Here is a 17,444-nt window from a genome sequence, read left to right as displayed (position 1 = left end):
CTAACTTTTTTAGAGCCCATCATTTTGGAAAGTGTTTTTGATTACTTAATTATTTGGTCATCCATGTAGAAGCTTTGCCTTGTACACAATAAATAGTTGTGTTTGTCGATGTTATTTTCTTATTTTTGTAGGTGGCCAGGATGATCCAAGCTTTTAGAGAAGAATTATATGTTGTATAAATATACTTCCCTTTTTTAATGGTTGAGTATTTTTTTATCGTATTCTTTTTAACATTGATTTGGTAGACAACCTTGGACTTCTTAACTTTTGCGACATAGTATTTAGGTGTTGTTGCAGCTTGAGCAGTTGGTGTCGCATCTCCTGAAAGGGTGCTTGGTAGAATAATACCAAATCCGCCCCCGAGTGTTGCACTAATTGTGACAATAAGTAATGCTTTCTTTAATCCCCTAAACATAATAAAGCCTCCCAAAATAGTAAATTGCTAAAGCAAATAAGATGTTACGCTAATTAACCGCTTTCATTATATCATACCTAATGAACATTTCTTTTCTATGAGTTCAATTTTTTAAAATGAAAGGCCGCGGGACATTTTCTGAATGGATTAGTAAAAAGCGTGCTATCATAATTCAGTAGAATAAATGGAGGTTAATTAAACATGAAAATTGGAATTATTGGTGCAACCGGAAAAGCTGGACAGGCAATTTATAGGGAAGCCGAGAAGAGAAATCACGATGTCACAGCAATTGTTCGAAGTAGTGAGAAAGCGCGTGAACTTTTTGGCGATAATGTAAAGATGATTAAGAAGGATGTCTTTACATTAAATCAGGCTGATTTATCGGGCTTTGACTACATTGTTGACGCCTTTGCCTCACCAAAAGCATATGAGCATTTGGATTTAGCTGGAAAATTGATTCGAATGTTTAGAGAGAACGAAGAAACAACCCTCTTCTTCATTTTGGGTGCAGCATCACTGAACGATGATAATGGAAAGCGTTATTTAGACACAATTTTGGCAAATTACGCTGATCAACCATGGATTGCAACACCATTGCAACAGGCTCATGAATATGACTATCTGCAATGGATTGATAATGTTAAATGGACGGCGATCTCACCACAAGAAACGTTTAATGTGGGCCCAGCAACGGGATATGTGATGGGTGAGGAAAGCATCATGAAAAATTCTGAAGGAAAATCAACCGTGACGACTGGTAATGTTGCAAAAGCGGTTGTTGATGAAATTGAAAGTCCAACTCATTTGAATAAGCGATTCACGGTTGTGGATCAATAGCATGATTGAGTTTCGAGAGACCATTTTTCTCGAAACTTTTTTATTTGAAAAAGTGTTGAAATCCATAAACATAAGCTTGATAATTAAGGTAATATAGGCGATTGGCGGGAGACAGTAAAATTATTGAGACTAATAAAACCTTTCATGATTTTAAATGGATAGAGACGCAGAAACTTACCGAGACTGAAATGGACCAATTGGCCACGGACTATGGATTGACGGATGAGATGTTAACGTATGTGACTGACAGGGATGAAAGTCCCCACTTTGTCTATGACGATGATGATTCAAACGAGTTAATCACTGTCCATGTGCCTCGGGTTTTAGACGATAATAAGCTTCGTTATATTACCCAACCAGTCAGTTTTCTAATTCACAGTGGTAACCTGTTTACCTTTAATCAAAGTGATATTCCTGAAGTCAACGTCCTATTTGATCAAATGGGGCAAAATTCAAATTCAAAGCGGGCCGACCTATTTATCTTAGAATCACTTTTTGCGATGATGGACAGCTATATTCCGGTCATTCGGCTTATTACGCGTAAGCGAAATCAATTGGATAAAGTATTGAATAAAAACGCCAAGAACAGAGATTTGATTGCCTTATCTTATTTGCGACAAACGCTGACTTTCTTTTCGAGTGCCGTACAGTTAAATTTAGATTTGTTTAAGCATCTTGCTTCAACTCATTTTGGCCAGAGTGGGGACGAAGAGCGATTAGATCGAATAGAAGATGTTAGGATTGAGGCAGAACAGGTTCAACGAATGATTGAAATTGAAACTGAAGTGGTCGAACGAATTTCCGATACCTTTAATAGTGTTGTTAACAATAATCTGAACGATACGATGGAAGTTCTGACAATTTGGTCGCTTACAATGGCGATTCCAACGATATTAACGGGATTTTACGGGATGAATGTTCACCTACCTTTTGAAAAATGGGCAAATGCGTGGGTATTTATCGTCATCTTGTCGATCGTATTTATTGTGTGGCTTTTGTTAATTTTAAAAATGCATCGAACAAAATAAGGATTCGGCAATTTGCCGAATCCTTATTTTGTTGTTATAAACTTTGGTCCATGGTAAATGTCAGTTTGGAAAATTCAGCTGATGACAGCAAAAGCTCACTGAAAAAGTTATTAGCTAATTTAAGTGTTTCATCGGACGTTTTCTGATTGAAACGGCCCAGATTATCCGGAGTGAAGTCCTTCAAATCATTAGCAGCTTGGATCCTAGCAAGTCCATATTGCTGAACTTGCTTTTTATACTTCTGGATAGCGCTACTGAAATGGGTAGGATTTGTGTCAACTAATGTCGAAATAGAACGATATAGCCAATAAGCATTTTCTAAGTTGACGTTCTTCAAATCAATCGTTTGATATTGACTACCAAATTTTGTTGCATTTGCGAAGAACGGTACGTAAGGCGTGTAGGCACTTGTTGCGAATCCCTGCCAAATGAGTCCATTTAATTCTGACTGTTTTTCATTTCTAATTTGTAGAATGTGAGAATTTTGAGTCCTTGAAAGTGAGATTGCTCTAAAGCGTGTTTTTTCAGCATCTGTCCCATTTCCAAGTGGATCAAATTTAGTTTCCTCATAGTGAGAACTTAACAGACGTTCAACGTCTTCTACACTGATTTTATGGTTAGCTTTCCGAATAAAGGGGAGTTCTAAGCTGGTAGGTTCCTGATCCACATTAGGAGTAAATAGTTTTTGTCCGTACCAAACGCGCGGGGTGTTGTAATGCTGATCACTGACATCACGTGTTCCAAAAATATGGCGTGAGTTAAAACCTGAATCGTCTGGGTTCAATTTATTCTTTTTAACAAATTCTTGAATCCCATCGGAAACAATGAAATCGGTTGAATTATTAAAATCAATTTCTTGAATTGCGAGTTGATTGGCAACGACTGCATAGCTGTCATCGGGAATTCGTTGCGCAACGAAATGGTGACCAGAAACGATTTCCATATACCAAACCTCTTGTTGATCACTAAAGAGAACCCCGTTAACTTCTGCAGCGCCAGAAGTTGTGACGATTTTACCAAGCCGGTTAATTCCTTCCCGAGCGGTTGAAATATAAGGTAAGACAACTGTTAACATGGCATCTTCCGCAATTCCATTATCAACCAATGGATCAAAGGCGAGAATTCGTTCATTTGCATAAGCACTCTCGGTAGCACTCATGGCAACGTTTTGGCTGTTAATACCGGATTCTTCATATGGACCCGCAGATGAATCAGTGTCGGGTGTGGCACTATATGCTAAATGAGTGTCAGGTAGCTCAATCGAAAACTGATTTCCTTTAGATACAAATTGTGGTGCCACTAGTTCTGTTGCAGAATGAATCACTGCTCGTTTAGGCCAAACGGCAACAAAATTATCCTCGTTTCGGGCAATTAGTGTGGTTTGGTCTAAGGTCGCTTTTTTTCCAGCAAGAAACGAAGTACAAGCAGCGTGCGTATAACGTTTTGACATGGTGAATTCCCCCTTCGAAGTAGTCACTATAAGTGTATCACGGCTGGATGAGAAAACCGATAGTAAGCAGCCTGGACTGATGTTTGATATAATCAGCATGAAAGGAACACAAGGGGGTCAAGCAAATGCATTTGGATGAAAGTTTCGAGGAAAGAAAGCGCTGTGTTAAATTAGTGCCTATTTTTCAAGGATTAGATGATGAACAAACGGGACAAGTTGCTAATTTGATTGAAATGAGGGCTGCCCAAAAAGGGGAATTTTTGTATCGTGCTGGCGAAGCGTCTGGAACACTTTACATCATCCATCATGGCCAAGTTCGACTGACGCGTATGGGTGAGTCAGGAAAGGAACAGTTGCTGAAAGTTGTTAGTACGGGTGAGGTTATCGGGGAAAATCAGCTATTCACTGTTTCAGTCCATGAATCGTTTGCTGAAGCTGCCCAGGATACACACTATTGCGCAATCAATCATCAGGATATGATCGACTTACTTGAGGAGTATCCGACGACTGCAGTTGCGCTATTAGCTGAAATGGCAAAGCGGTTGGAAGATAGTGAGCGACGTTCAGCCTCACTTACAACGGAAAGCGCTGCACAGCGTTTGGTAAGTTACTTATTGAATGCAGAAGATGAGGAGGGTGAAACCTTTGAGTTGCCACTAACGAAGAAAGATTTGGCTTCCTATTTGGGAATCACACCTGAATCGCTTTCAAGAAAATTACGCGAATTTGAGGATGGGTCACTCATTAAGCAAAGTGGTCGGCGAAAAATTAAGATTCTAAATCGAGACGATTTAACTTTCCAAGAGTAGTGTCAAAGCTTAAAAAAGCTTTACGGTGCTAGTAATCACTGCCCAAATTTGATAATATATTTCTGTTGTGTATTTAAAAATAATAACTAAAGAAAAATTGAAAAGAACTAAAGGGGATAAAGTGCATGTGTGGATTTGTTGGTTACGTTAACCAAAAAGATGTCCCAAGCGACACAATTGTAAATATGGCAGACCGAATTAAGCACCGTGGTCCAGATGATGACGCTTATTTTAACGACCAGGGAGCATCAATGGGTTTCCGTCGTTTATCAATCATTGATCTTGCGCACGGTAAGCAACCAATGTTCAACAGTGACCAAACTAAGGTCTTAACCTTTAATGGTGAAATATATAACTATCAGGACATTCGTAAAGAATTAATCGAACTTGGCTATCAATTTCAAACTGACGTTGATTCTGAAGTATTAATTCATGGTTATGACGCCTGGGGTGCAGATTTATTGCAAAAACTGCGAGGAATGTACGCATTCGTTATCTATGATACTAAAACCAAAGAAGTTTTCGGTGCTCGTGACCACTTTGGGATTAAACCACTTTATTATTTTGATAATGGCGAAACGTTCCTTTGGGCCTCTGAAATTAAGGCTTTTTTGGAACACCCAAACTTTGTTAAAGAGTTTAATGAAAAATTATTACCAGTTCACTTGAGTTTTGAATTTATTCCATCAAAGGAAACAATGTTCAAGAATGTGTTTAAATTACTTCCTGGACAGTATTTCTTGCACAAAAATGGTGAAACTGAAACCCATACTTATTACAAGTTCAATTACGATAATATTGATGATTCACAAACAATCGAGGATGATGCGAAAAAAATTCGCGGACTTGTTGATGACTCCGTAAAAGCGCACATGATTGCTGACGTTGAAGTTGGTAGTTTCCTTTCCAGTGGGATTGATTCAAGCTACGTCTTGAATGAAGCGGCTAAGTTGAAGCCAATTCAATCGTTTTCACTTGGCTTTAACCATTCAAAGTACAGCGAACTAAGCTGGTCAACTGAATTTGCAGAGGAAATCAAGCAAAAAAATACGCCACTTACCATGACGGGTGACGACTATTTCGATATTTTACCGACAATTATGTATTATATGGATGAACCACTTTCAAATCCGTCAGCGATGCAACTTTACTACCTTTCAAAGGGAACGCGAAAGAGTGTCAAAGTAGCCCTATCAGGTGAAGGTGCTGATGAATTCTTTGGTGGTTACAACACTTATTTAGAAGCAGTACCATTTGAACGCTATCAAAAGATGGTTCCAAAATTCGTTCGGAAGGGCCTTGCTAAAGCGGTAGAAAACCTACCTCGTTTCCACGGTCAACGATTCTTAACCCGTGGGGCAGAACCGCTAAGCGAACGCTATTATCGAGTGAACTACGTCTTTAACGAACACGACCGTGGCCGAATTCTAAAAAATAAGAGTTTAAACATGGATACGGCAAAGTACACGCAGCATATTTTTGATGACGTAAAGGGCAAAGACGAAATTACACAAATGCAGTACTTTGATATCAATACTTGGTTACCATATGATATCTTGCACAAAGCAGATCGAATGAGTATGTGTAACTCCCTTGAAGTTAGAACGCCCCTAGTGGACAAAGAGGTTGCGAAGTTCGCTGAAACAATGCCAACTAAGACTCGAATCCGCGGTACCGAAACAAAAGTATCACTCAGGACTGCGGCTCTATCTGAGCTTCCAGAACGAGTTGCTAATAAGGAAAAAATGGGCTTCCCTTCTCCAATTGCGAGTTGGATTAAAGAAGACAAGTATCGTAAACGCATTGAGGAGGCTTTTACCTCTGATGTTGCACAGAAGTTTTTTGATACGGATGAGTTAATGCATATTTTACAAGAGCATATTAACGGAAAATCTAGCATGCAAAAGATTTTTACTATTTACACCTTTATTCTTTGGTACCAAGTTTATTTCCCAGAGGATACAACGGCTGACACGCTTTCAAAAGTGCACCGAACCGTTATTTAGTTAACAATAGAAACCGAGTAGCCTAATTGACTTAATTTTCTGAAGATTCCCTTGTCAATCAGCAAACTTGGTTTCTTTTTTTGCAAAATCATGAAATAATGATAGGTATTATAACGAGTTGGAGATGAATGATTTATGTCACTCGGCATTAGGGAGACAATTGTGTTACTCAAGGAGCATCATTTGCTGAAATCAGTTAATGTGCCTGACAATACAATCGATATTTTTAATCAAATTACTTATAATTCGCAAACGGTTCGCGAGGGTGCTTTATTCTGTTGTAAGGGAAACTTTAAACCAGAATATCTTACAAGTGCAAAGGAAAAGGGTGCTTTTGGTTACGTTTCAGAAAGTCATTTGGCCGAAGGATCCGGACTCGCAGAATTTATTGTGACTGATATTCAAAAATCAATGGCATTGCTAGGTGCCGCTTTTTACGATTACCCTCAGAACGACCTATTTATTGTGGCTTTTACTGGAACGAAGGGAAAAACAACTTCTGCTTATTTTTCTCGCGGTATTTTACAAAAGAGTACGCAAGAAAAAACCGCTCTGTTTTCAACTATTGACCGATTTGTTGGGTCTAAACCAGATCAACATTTTAAATCGCATTTAACAACGCCAGAATCACTGGACCTATTTCACGACATGAGGACGGCTGTCAACAATGGCATGACTCATTTGGTCATGGAGGTTTCATCACAAGCCTACAAAAAAAATCGGGTTTACAATCTAAAGTATGATGTTGGCGTTTTTCTAAATATTTCGCCCGACCATATTGGGGCAAATGAACATCCAACATTTGCAGATTACTTGCACTGTAAGGAACAACTCCTCGTTAACTCCAAGATATGTGTCATCAATGCGGAAACAGATCATTTAGAAGATGTTTATGAGGCTGCAAAAGCAACGAGTCAACCTGATGATATTTATCTATTTGCACGCAAGGGTGGGAAAAAGCAAGTCGCATTGCCATTGGATTTTGAATTTGAAAATCAATCAGAAACCCTCCACGGTAGCAACTTTACGTTACGTTCCATCAGTCAAAAGGCAAAAGAACTTTCACTGGACAATCAGTATGAATTGAGTTTACCAGGCGACTATAATGAAAGTAATGCAGCAAGTGCTATTATTGCATCCGGTTTAGCCGGTGCTGGGGTAGTTAATGTTAAAGATAGTCTGGATAAAATTCTAGTACCTGGACGGATGGAATTTGTTAAAACGAAAAATCACGGGACAGTCTACATTGATTATGCGCATAATTATGGCAGTATGAAGTCGCTTCTCGCATTCCTAAGAAAGCAAACGAATGCGGGACGGGTTATTGCTTTAACTGGTAGTACTGGTAACAAAGGTGAATCACGCCGTAAAGGATTTGGACAGGCCCTAAGTGAAGAGGCGGACGTCGCCTTTTTAACTGCGGATGACCCTGCATTTGAAAGCCCTCAAGCAATTGCTGAGGAAATCGACAGCTATATTGATCATGATAAAGTTGAGGTCCATTTTAATATGGATAGAATTAGCGCAATTAAAGAGGCAATCCAGACCAGTACTAATCAAGATATTGTTGTTTTAGCTGGTAAGGGTGAGGATGCCTATCAAAAAGTCGACGGGGTGGACACACCGTATCCAACTGACGTGACGGTTGCAAGAGAAGTAGTGAAGGAGATTGAAAATGACTAATCAAAATGAATCGGTGCCAAACTTTACACCAATTTTGCTAGGAAGTGACTTTAATGTCTATGGAATGGCAAGATCATTTTATGAAAAGTATGGAAAGCCAGTTAAGGCATTTGCCAGTATTCAGCTGGCACCAACAAGGTTTACTAAAATTGTCGACCTTGAACTGATTAATGGGTTTGATGAAGATCCAGTTTGGATTGACTCCATGAGAAAAATTAAGGAGCGCTACGCTAATCATACTGAACCTGTCATATTAATTGGCTGTGGGGATGGTTATGCCGAGTTGATTGCCAAGCATAAGGATGAACTTTCAGATACCTTCATCTGCCCATATATTGATTACGATTTACTCAAGCAGTTAAATAATAAAGAACGTTTCTACAAAATTTGTGACCAGTATGGATTGCCATACCCTAAAACTGCCATTGTTAGTAAGCAAATGCATGATGAGGGGTCTCAAATTGAACAACCTTTTGACTACCCAGTTGCGTTAAAACCGGCCAATAGTGTTGAGTGGCTTGATGTTCATTTTGAAGGTCGTAAAAAGGCGTTTAGAATTCAAAGTCGTGAAGAGTTTGATCGTGTCGTTGATCAAGCCTATACACATGGCTACAAGTCTGACTTCATTTTACAGGACTTTATTCCTGGGGATGACAGTAACATGCGGGTTCTCAATGCCTACGTTGATCAGTACCATCATGTTAAAATGATGTGTTTGGGTCACCCGTTACTTGAAGATCCAGCACCGTCCGCTATTGGAAATTATGTTGCCATTTTGCCAGAGTATAACAAGGACTTATATGATAAAATTCAAAAATTCTTGGAAGAAATCAAATTTACGGGCTACGCAAATTTCGATATGAAATTTGATTCAAGAGATCAGTCTTTCAAATTATTTGAAATCAATTTACGACAGGGCCGTAGTAGCTTTTTCGTTACGCTAAATGGGTATAATTTGGCGGACTGGGTGGTAAAGGATTACGTCACGGGTGAAACTAAGGATCAGACACCGGTGTACGGTAATAAGGATGTCGATCACCATGTATTATGGTTGGGCGTCCCTGTAAAAACATTCAAGAAGTATGCTAAGGAAAACTCTGACAAACAAGCTGCCATTAAATTAATTGAAAAACAGCAAGTTGGGACAACATTTGCTTACGCCAAAGATATGAGTTTTAAGCGATGGCTCCTAAATAAATGGATGAATCACAATTATGTTAAGAACTTTAATCAGTATTTTGCTGAAAATAAGGGGTAACTAAATTGAAAAAATTCTTTACAATTATTGGTGGAATGGGAACAATGGCCACTGAAAGCTATATTCATCAGCTAAATTTAAGGACACCAGCACACAAGGATCAGGACTATTTGAACTACATCCTAGTTAATCATGCTACCGTTCCAGACCGGTCTGATTATATTTTAGATAATTCAAAGCCAAATCCGTTGCCAGAGTTGCTGGAAGATTTAACCCAACAAAACACACTTAAGCCTGATTTTTACACGCTGCCATGTAATACAGCTCATTATTTTTATGAAGACCTGCAGGCTGCTGCCAATGTTCCAATTTTGCACATGCCAAGGGAAGCAGTGAAAGAAATTAAGACGAAATATCCCAAGGCCAAACGAGTTGGAATTGTGGCGACCAAAGGGACAATTGCAGACCATATTTATGATGATGAAATTATGGCTGCTGGATATGAATTTGTCCGACCTACTCAGGAAATTCAGGATCAGACGAATGAACTTATTTTTGATGACATAAAGGACCAGAATATTGTAGACCGAGCCCTTTTTCACGGCTTTGTTCAAAAAATGTTTGAGGAACAAAACTGTGATGTGGTTATTTTAGGTTGTACAGAACTTTCTTTGGCTCAGGAACGTGAGCCAATTGAAAAGCTAGATATCATTGATGCCCAATCTGTATTAGTTGATCGAACGTTAGAATTAGCGTTAAAGGACCAGAAGTAAAAAAAGATTGACCAAAACGAAAATTTTGGTCAATCTTTTTTTAGATTAATTGAAATACGTCAAATATTAAGGCGACAAGGGCAACTGTTCCGAATGCCCAAAAGGACCACTTGGAGGCGCTTTGGGTTTGCTGACGCCAAAATATTAGTTCAATTAGAAGAATTGATAACAAGTCTAAGAGGACTCTGATAATAATGATGAATATGGCAACGGAATGAATGAGGGGGAAAAGAGCTAAAATACCGGTTACTAGCACCAAAATATAAACTAATCTGAGAAACATGAGTGTCCAGGAAATTCGCTTTTCATTTTGGAAACGGGTACCAAAGATCGTACAAATTAGAATGAGGTACAGTAAAATGTGGAAAATTGACCACATACAAATCACCCTCCTAGTGAGTTATAAATTGAGTTTGCCATTTAAAAAAGATTAGTTCCCGCCTTTACATAGGGACTAATCCTTTAAGTTATTTCGTAGTTCCAGCAGCAGGAATCCAGAAAGTTGATGAGCCATTTACAATTCTGTACCAAGTTGTGTTCTTAATAATAGCCTTTTGATTAGTTGTCATTTTTTTGTTTGCAAACGTACTTGCTGTGCCTGTTTTCTTAGATAAGAAGCGTGAATTAAGCACGTGATTGTACAAAGGCGTTGTGTTATTTGCAATTTTAACGGTACCGCTTGCGTTTGAATACTTAATGGCAGGGAAGGTTAATGTGCCGGAATAAACCCAGTATTTAGGTGCATTGCTGGCTTTACTAAACCGAATTCTATACCAAGTTCCAGTCCAGCCACCACTTTTCACGCCCCGACTATCAACGTAGACTTTTTTGCCCGCATAATCTGCCGAAAGTGCTTGCCATCCAATTTTGACGGCGCCGCTGGTTCCTTTGACGTGGTTATAAACAGAATATTTAGTATAATTGGATTTTAAGGTTGCAGTTTCATTGTTGTAACCGTGATAGTAAGTGATTTTTTGAGGCGTTACCGCATTGGTTGCGGTGTTTGAGGTAGATGAAGTCGAGGAAGTCGAGGAATCTGAGGTGTCTGACCCTGCTAAAGATGCGTACTTTTTCTGAACGAGGGTCACAAAATCGGTCATTGTGTAAGCTTGGCCAAAGTAATTCTTCCCAGCAGTAGCCCAATAACCATCTGGATCTGTATGAGTCGTTCCACCTAAATAATTGGTAACGTCGTGGTGGGAATAGATGGTTCCAGCCTTTGCTGTTGCCCGACTCGGAGTGAGACCATATTGATTTAAGATATAAGCAGTGTAGTATGCGGCGTTATTTACTTCTTGAGCAAATGCAGCTTTAGAGTGAACTTCGACTTGCTCAAATTGAACAAATCGGGCATTTGCCGCTGGTCCCGCTCCCCAACTTAGCTTTGAAGTATCGGCAATATTGATGATGTTTGAAGCATCTATAAAGGTGTGGACAAATGCATTTTGGTAGTTGGATTTCATGTAAGAAATTTCATTATAAATGGTTGAGCTTGGGTTTGCGGTTTCGTGGACAACGACCCCTTCAGGTTTGCCATTTCGGTAACTATTCTTTGGAAAGCCACTCCAAATTGATTTCGTGATGCTTGCGTGTGAATAGCCTTGAGAACTTATGTAATCATTGACTTTGCTGCTGGCACTAGCATTTGTTTGAACTAAAAGCGCCATGCCCATAAAGGCGAAACTAGTAATTAATAGGTGCCATTTCTTTTTCATAAATTATTCCTCCATTTGATGGTGTGTATCCCCATTCACGCCGATTATATCGTATTTATGGCTATAATCCTATTGAAAATTACTGGGTTTTAGAAAAAGATGACACTAATTGCATAAAGTGCCAAATTTTCCTTGAATTTCTTAGCGGATTTTGATAATATCTTGAAAACAGGAGAGAGTGGGTGGATCACATGGCAGAATTAAAGTTGGGGGATTACGTCAAAGCAAAAAAATTTAATTCCCTAGAACATGATTTTGAAGGAACAATTGAAAAAGTATACGAAAACACGGTTTTAGTCCACATTGAAAAGTACGATAAAGAAGATCGCGTCACGGTTACGGACTTTAATGAACGCGCGGTTGTTAGCAAGAAATTAACTAAGTTACTTAAAGCTTCTCCAGAACCAGAAAAGCCAGCTGAACTAGACGCCTAAGCATTTTTTGAATGTAAGTTCATGCAGAATATACTGACAAATGAGTTTTTATGTGGTATAGTAATTTCTGTTATTGCGGGTGTAGTTTAGTGGTAAAATTCAAGCTTCCCAAGCTTGTGTCGCGGGTTCGATTCCCGTCACCCGCTTAGGATACAGGAATTTGTCGCTGCATTCTAATTCAATCATAAAAGAAGAGTAGTCAGTTAAAACTTGCCATAGCAAATTCGGGACGATGGAAGCCGAATCAAGAATCTGATGAAGCGCGCTTTTTAGAATATATAATCGAATAATAAGTGGATAATCTATCAATTAGAGTGGTACCGCGGGTTTACTCGTCTCTTACAATTAATTTTGTAAGGGACTTTTTTTATTCACTTTTAAGACTGTTATAATGGAACTAAGAAAATACTGGAGGTATTCAAATGGACTATAAACAACAAGTTGCAGCAGCATTATCAGATGCAGTAGATGGTGCGTTAAGTACGGAAGATATTTATAATAAAATTGAACGTCCTAAGGATTCGAAGATGGGGGATTATGCCTTTCCTGCTTTTGTACTTGCAAAAGTTTTAAAGAAGGCACCTCAACAAATAGCAACGGATTTAATTGAAAAAATTGATCAATCAAAATTTGAAAAAATCCAGGCTGTAGGCCCATACGTTAACTTTTTCTTGGATAAAGCTATTTTTAGTTCAGATGTTTTGAGCCAAGTTATTAAAGCTGGCGCATCATATGGAGACAATGATTCTGGTGAAGGTGGCAATGTTCCAATCGATTTGTCATCACCAAATATTGCAAAACCAATTTCGATGGGACATTTACGTTCAACCGTTATTGGAAATTCAATTTCGGAAATTCTAAAGAAAAATGGATATAACCCAATTAAAGATAATCACTTAGGTGACTGGGGAACTCAATTTGGTAAGTTGATTGTTGCTTACAAAAAATGGGGTGTTGAAGAAGACGTCAAAAAGGATCCAATCACTAACCTTGTTAAGTATTATGTTCGTTTCCATAAAGAAGACGTTGACCAGCCTGAACTAGATGACGAAGCTCGTGAATGGTTTAAGAAGCTTGAAGATGGTGATAAAGAAGCTACTAGACTCTGGACCTGGTTCCGTGAAGAATCTTTAAAGTCATTTAATGCTATCTATGAGAAGTTAGGTGTTGAGTTTGATACCTTTAATGGTGAAGCCTTCTACAATGATAAGATGCAAGAAGGTATCGATTGGTTGAAGAAGATGGGGCTGCTTAAGGAATCACAAGGAGCCCAAGTGGTTGACCTTGAAAAGTACAACCTGAATCCCGCTTTAATTTTGAAGAGTGATGGGGCTTCCCTTTATATTACCCGTGATATAGCGACGGCTATTTACCGTGACAAGACGTATAAACCAGCTATGAATTTATACGTTGTTGGCTCTGAGCAAACATATTACTTCCAACAATTGAAGGCTGTTTTACTTGAAATGGGTCTACCATCTGCTAAAGAACTGCACCATATTCCATTTGGCTTAATTACAGTAAATGGTAAAAAATTGTCGACTCGTTCTGGTCGAATTATCTTATTGGATGAGGTTCTTGATGATTCAATCAATATGGCAAAGAAGCAAATTTCTGAGAAGAATCCAGACCTACCTAATAAAGACGAAGTTGCCAAACAAGTCGGTGTTGGTGCCATTATCTTTGGAGACTTGAAGAACGAACGAACAAATAGTATTGACTTTAATTTGGAAGATCAACTCCGATTTGAAGGAGAGACGGGTCCATATGTTCAATACTCGCATGCTCGTGCAGAAAGTATCTTGAGAAAAGCTGGCGATACTGAAATTAACGCTGACAATACAATTATGACGGATCCTGAAGCTTGGGATACTATCAAGACGTTAGCGGACTTTCCAGCGACAGTAATTGAAGCTAAAGAAGAGTTTGAACCTTCTGATATTGCTAAATATGCAATACGTTTGGCCAAGACTTTCAATAAGTACTACGCGCATTCTAAGATTCTTGAAGAAGACGATGAGAAATCAGCTCGTTTGGCACTTGTAAAGAGTGTTTCCGTTGTGCTAAAAGAATCACTCCGTTTGCTTGGTGTTCAAGCACCAGACCAGATGTAATTTAAATTAAAATTTACTAAGAATACCCTAAAGCGAGATTTGCTTTAGGGTATTTTTATTCAAAAAAATCAGCTTAATGGCCCGCTTAAAGGGCGAAATATCTTGAATTCCTTAATATATATTCAAAAATTAGTAGCAAACATTCTTTAATTTTGTTATAATAAAAGCGATTTTACGTGATAGGGGGTTGTGTAATGAAAAAGAGTATTCGTCAGGCTAGAATTGAACAATTAATCAATCAGTATCCAATTGGCACCCAGGAAGATTTAATGAAACGACTTGAGGATACGGGGATAAAAGCTACTCAAGCGACCATTTCAAGGGACATTCGAGAAATGCAGATTGTTAAGACACAAGATGGACAAGGAAATTTGCGGTACACGATTTTTAAAGCTGGAAACAAAAGTGAAAAAGAGCACCTTCGTGAGACAATCAATGAGGTTGTGACGGGGCTTACTAGAGTTGAATTTATTAATATTGTGAGAACCTTGCCCAGTAACGGAAACCTGTTGGCAGCTATTTTCGACGATTTAGACATGCCGGAAATTGCTGGGACTCTGGCCGGTCATGATACAATTTTCATTATCAGCCCAAGCGAAGAAGTTGCTAAAGAAATGAACGAACAAATTTCCGAGAGCATGAATCCCGATATTATTCATTAATTGATGATACATAAGAACTGAAGTCGACGAATGTCGGCTTTTTTTGTTTTTAAATCCTTATTAAATTTTTCCACTAAATTAGTGTCACAGCGTGTCTATGCTACAATGTACCTAATAATCTTTAGTAATCGAGGATGGACATGAACGAGAATGGATTTAGGGGATTCCTTACAAAAATTAGAAAAGGGCTGTCACCATATTGGCAGAGCTTTAAAAAACGATTAAAGCAGGTTTGGCATCGTTTCCAACTAACAAGAGTCATACTAGCAACGCTTCTAGCTATTATTTTAGTAGGAAGTGCAGTTTTGACGTATGAAGCAAAAACTGCTGACGTTGAGAATCTGAAAGCAGCGTTAGAGCAGCCAACAGTTGTTTATGATAAAGAGGGTAAGAAGGCCGGCACGCTTCTATCACAAAAAGGAACGTATGTCGGGCTTGATAAGATCTCACCGAATATTCAAAATGCGGTTATTTCGACAGAGGATCGAAATTTTTATCATGAATATGGTTTTTCTGTGAAGGGTATCGCAAGGGCCTTCTATTTGTATGGCAAGAACAAACTTCTCGGTCGAAATTATATCAGTGGCGGGGGAAGTACCTTAACCCAACAACTCACAAAAAATGCCTTTTTATCGCAGGAGCAAACAATTACACGTAAGGCTAAAGAATTATTTCTGTCGATTGAGGTTGAAAATGTTTATACCAAAAAAGATATTTTGTCGATGTACCTCAATAATGCCTATTTTGGTAATGGTGTTTGGGGCGTTCAGGATGCCTCTGAAAAATACTTTGGTAAATCAGCTAGTGAATTAACAGTTCCTGAGGCAGCAACGCTTGCTGGTTCACTTAGGAATCCCAGTGCCTATAATCCAATCGATCATCCTCAAGCATCGCGTGACCGACGAAATCTAGTCCTAAAGCTGATGAATGAAAATAAAGTGCTATCTAGTGCTGAAGTGACAAAATATAGTGCCACTTCAATGAACATCAGCGACAATTATAATTATCAAAGTTCCTATCGCTACCCTTACTATTTTGATGCCGTTATCAACGAGGCAATTAGTAAGTACGGATTAACCGAGTCAGAAATTATGAACCGTGGTTATAAGATTTATACGGATCTAGATCAAAATTATCAAAAGCAAATGCAAACTCAATTTAAAAATTCTACTTTATTTCCCGCTAATGCGTCGGATGGTACAAAAGTTCAAGCTGCTTCAATCGCGCTTGATCCTGCTGATGGCGGCGTAATGGCCGTTGTTGGTGGTCGAGGGAAGCACGTGTTCCGTGGCTATAATCGAGCGACCCAAATGCGCCGACAGCCGGGATCGGCCATGAAACCTCTGGCAGTATATACGCCAGCACTGCAAAATGGGTACTTCTATGATTCTGAGCTGAGTGATAAGAAGCAATCATTTGGTAGCAATAACTATTCTCCAAAAAATTACAATAACGTTTATCAAAATAAGGTTCCAATGTATGAGGCCTTAGCCCAGAGTATGAATGTTCCTGCAGTTTGGTTATTAAATAAGATTGGGGTTAATAAGGGCTATGAATCCGTTAAAAATTTTGGGATTCCAATTACCAAATCTGATAAGAATTTGGCCTTAGCTCTTGGGGGCTTAAGTACTGGCGTCTCACCACAGCAACTGGCAGCTGCCTATACGGCGTTTGCCAATGGTGGACAGGTAACTCAGGCGCACTATATAACAAAGATTGTAGACGCCTCAGGAAACGTGATTGTTGACTCTCCAAAAGTTAGCAATAAACGCATCATGACTAAAAAAGTTGCTAAAGAAATGACCAGTATGATGATGGGTGTGTTTAATAGTGGTAGCGGCGTGAGTGCCAAACCATATGGCTACACGATTGCGGGTAAAACTGGTAGCACGGAAGCAGACGGAACTGGTGATAGCGATGCAACAAAGGATAAATGGATTGTGGGTTATACACCAGATATCGTAGTGACAACCTGGGAAGGTTTTGACAATACGAGTAAATCTCAACATTTGGAAAACTTAAGTGCGACCGGTGTTGGACCGTTATTCAGAAATGAAATGCAAAGTATTTTGCCGTATACCGCCAATACCGCATTCAACACTAAGGATGCGGCGACAATTGCCAAGGGTGAGTCTGGTGGATCAAGCTCTAGTATTTGGGACAGCGTTGCAAAAGGCGCATCTGACTTCAGCGATAAGGTGACCAAGGGAGCCTCCGGTGCCGCGCAAGCTGCGAAAGATTTATGGGACCAAGCCAAATCGGTTCTTGGCCAGTGATGAAACGCACATAGGCAAAAAACCTAATAAATGATAAAATAGAC

The 17,444-nt window shown here is 39.1% G+C and carries 15 protein-coding genes and 1 tRNA gene; 12 read left to right on the top strand and 4 right to left on the bottom strand.

Annotated features, from left to right (window positions below):
* Window positions 1–49 precede the first annotated feature (49 nt).
* A complete protein-coding gene (locus tag FD44_RS05405; RefSeq protein ID WP_010620002.1) occupies window positions 50–415 on the bottom strand; it encodes a hypothetical protein in 366 nt (121 codons plus the stop codon).
* 201 nt (window positions 416–616) lie between these two features.
* Between FD44_RS05405 and FD44_RS05400 the strand changes: the two genes are divergently transcribed.
* A complete protein-coding gene (locus FD44_RS05400; RefSeq protein WP_010620001.1) occupies window positions 617–1,252 on the top strand; it encodes an NAD(P)H-binding protein in 636 nt (211 codons plus the stop codon).
* A 119-nt stretch (window positions 1,253–1,371) separates the two neighbouring features.
* Window positions 1,372–2,280: a magnesium transporter CorA family protein gene (locus tag FD44_RS05395; protein ID WP_029327556.1), complete on the top strand. Its 909-nt coding sequence runs from the start codon at window positions 1,372–1,374 to the stop codon at window positions 2,278–2,280.
* A gap of 34 nt (window positions 2,281–2,314) precedes the next feature.
* Here the strand turns inward: FD44_RS05395 and FD44_RS05390 are convergent, their stop codons facing one another.
* A complete protein-coding gene (locus FD44_RS05390) occupies window positions 2,315–3,730 on the bottom strand; it encodes a C69 family dipeptidase (protein WP_010619999.1) in 1,416 nt (471 codons plus the stop codon).
* A gap of 125 nt (window positions 3,731–3,855) precedes the next feature.
* On the opposite strand from FD44_RS05390, the gene FD44_RS05385 reads away from it, so the two are divergent.
* The 5 genes from FD44_RS05385 (at window position 3,856) to FD44_RS05365 (ending at window position 10,199) form a co-directional block, all read left to right on the top strand.
* Window positions 3,856–4,539 carry a Crp/Fnr family transcriptional regulator gene (locus FD44_RS05385; protein ID WP_010619998.1) on the top strand — a complete coding sequence of 228 codons (684 nt, stop codon included), beginning with the start codon at window positions 3,856–3,858 and terminating at the stop codon, window positions 4,537–4,539.
* 125 nt (window positions 4,540–4,664) lie between these two features.
* The gene (asnB, locus tag FD44_RS05380; RefSeq protein ID WP_010619997.1) at window positions 4,665–6,545 is read left to right on the top strand and encodes an asparagine synthase (glutamine-hydrolyzing); all 1,881 of its coding nucleotides are present in this window, start codon (window positions 4,665–4,667) and stop codon (window positions 6,543–6,545) included.
* 135 nt (window positions 6,546–6,680) lie between these two features.
* The gene (locus tag FD44_RS05375; RefSeq protein WP_010619996.1) at window positions 6,681–8,228 is read left to right on the top strand and encodes a UDP-N-acetylmuramoyl-L-alanyl-D-glutamate--2,6-diaminopimelate ligase; all 1,548 of its coding nucleotides are present in this window, start codon (window positions 6,681–6,683) and stop codon (window positions 8,226–8,228) included.
* Complete coding sequence (locus FD44_RS05370) at window positions 8,221–9,486, top strand: carboxylate--amine ligase (protein ID WP_010619995.1); 1,266 nt, start codon at window positions 8,221–8,223, stop codon at window positions 9,484–9,486. Before FD44_RS05375 ends, FD44_RS05370 begins: the two co-directional genes overlap by 8 nt.
* A 5-nt stretch (window positions 9,487–9,491) precedes the next feature.
* Window positions 9,492–10,199 carry an aspartate/glutamate racemase family protein gene (locus FD44_RS05365; protein WP_010619994.1) on the top strand — a complete coding sequence of 236 codons (708 nt, stop codon included), beginning with the start codon at window positions 9,492–9,494 and terminating at the stop codon, window positions 10,197–10,199.
* 40 nt (window positions 10,200–10,239) lie between these two features.
* Here FD44_RS05365 and FD44_RS05360 read toward each other — a convergent pair whose 3' ends face one another.
* Both FD44_RS05360 and FD44_RS05355 read right to left on the bottom strand, forming a co-directional pair.
* A complete protein-coding gene (locus FD44_RS05360; RefSeq protein WP_010619993.1) occupies window positions 10,240–10,578 on the bottom strand; it encodes a DUF1516 family protein in 339 nt (112 codons plus the stop codon).
* 88 nt (window positions 10,579–10,666) lie between these two features.
* Window positions 10,667–11,914: an N-acetylmuramoyl-L-alanine amidase gene (locus tag FD44_RS05355; RefSeq protein ID WP_010619992.1), complete on the bottom strand. Its 1,248-nt coding sequence runs from the start codon at window positions 11,912–11,914 to the stop codon at window positions 10,667–10,669.
* Window positions 11,915–12,105: 191 nt separating this feature from the next.
* Here FD44_RS05355 and FD44_RS05350 point away from each other — a divergent pair, with 191 nt between their 5' ends.
* The 5 genes from FD44_RS05350 (at window position 12,106) to FD44_RS05330 (ending at window position 17,400) form a co-directional block, all read left to right on the top strand.
* Window positions 12,106–12,348: a hypothetical protein gene (locus FD44_RS05350; RefSeq protein WP_029327554.1), complete on the top strand. Its 243-nt coding sequence runs from the start codon at window positions 12,106–12,108 to the stop codon at window positions 12,346–12,348.
* Window positions 12,349–12,423: 75 nt separating this feature from the next.
* Window positions 12,424–12,494 (top strand) — tRNA-Gly (locus FD44_RS05345).
* 276 nt (window positions 12,495–12,770) lie between these two features.
* Window positions 12,771–14,462: an arginine--tRNA ligase gene (argS, locus tag FD44_RS05340; protein ID WP_010619990.1), complete on the top strand. Its 1,692-nt coding sequence runs from the start codon at window positions 12,771–12,773 to the stop codon at window positions 14,460–14,462.
* A 194-nt stretch (window positions 14,463–14,656) separates the two neighbouring features.
* Window positions 14,657–15,124: an arginine repressor gene (gene argR / locus FD44_RS05335; protein WP_010619989.1), complete on the top strand. Its 468-nt coding sequence runs from the start codon at window positions 14,657–14,659 to the stop codon at window positions 15,122–15,124.
* Window positions 15,125–15,264: 140 nt separating this feature from the next.
* Window positions 15,265–17,400 carry a PBP1A family penicillin-binding protein gene (locus tag FD44_RS05330; protein ID WP_010619988.1) on the top strand — a complete coding sequence of 712 codons (2,136 nt, stop codon included), beginning with the start codon at window positions 15,265–15,267 and terminating at the stop codon, window positions 17,398–17,400.
* Window positions 17,401–17,444: the final 44 nt, after the last annotated feature.

This window comes from Secundilactobacillus malefermentans DSM 5705 = KCTC 3548, assembly GCF_001436395.1.
Taxonomy (GTDB): Bacteria; Bacillota; Bacilli; order Lactobacillales; family Lactobacillaceae; genus Secundilactobacillus; species Secundilactobacillus malefermentans.
Note: the sequence above shows the minus strand (reverse complement) of the source record. Positions and strands in the feature narration are given on the sequence as shown.

Coding starts and splice junctions, on each gene's coding strand:
- FD44_RS05405 (WP_010620002.1), bottom strand. CDS start 415: ATGTTTAGGGGATTAAAGAAAGCATTACTTATTGTCACAATTAGTGCA.
- FD44_RS05400 (WP_010620001.1), top strand. CDS start 617: ATGAAAATTGGAATTATTGGTGCAACCGGAAAAGCTGGACAGGCAATT.
- FD44_RS05390 (WP_010619999.1), bottom strand. CDS start 3,730: ATGTCAAAACGTTATACGCACGCTGCTTGTACTTCGTTTCTTGCTGGA.
- FD44_RS05385 (WP_010619998.1), top strand. CDS start 3,856: ATGCATTTGGATGAAAGTTTCGAGGAAAGAAAGCGCTGTGTTAAATTA.
- asnB (WP_010619997.1), top strand. CDS start 4,665: ATGTGTGGATTTGTTGGTTACGTTAACCAAAAAGATGTCCCAAGCGAC.
- FD44_RS05375 (WP_010619996.1), top strand. CDS start 6,681: ATGTCACTCGGCATTAGGGAGACAATTGTGTTACTCAAGGAGCATCAT.
- FD44_RS05370 (WP_010619995.1), top strand. CDS start 8,221: ATGACTAATCAAAATGAATCGGTGCCAAACTTTACACCAATTTTGCTA.
- FD44_RS05360 (WP_010619993.1), bottom strand. CDS start 10,578: ATGTGGTCAATTTTCCACATTTTACTGTACCTCATTCTAATTTGTACG.
- FD44_RS05355 (WP_010619992.1), bottom strand. CDS start 11,914: ATGAAAAAGAAATGGCACCTATTAATTACTAGTTTCGCCTTTATGGGC.
- FD44_RS05350 (WP_029327554.1), top strand. CDS start 12,106: ATGGCAGAATTAAAGTTGGGGGATTACGTCAAAGCAAAAAAATTTAAT.
- argS (WP_010619990.1), top strand. CDS start 12,771: ATGGACTATAAACAACAAGTTGCAGCAGCATTATCAGATGCAGTAGAT.
- argR (WP_010619989.1), top strand. CDS start 14,657: ATGAAAAAGAGTATTCGTCAGGCTAGAATTGAACAATTAATCAATCAG.
- FD44_RS05330 (WP_010619988.1), top strand. CDS start 15,265: ATGAACGAGAATGGATTTAGGGGATTCCTTACAAAAATTAGAAAAGGG.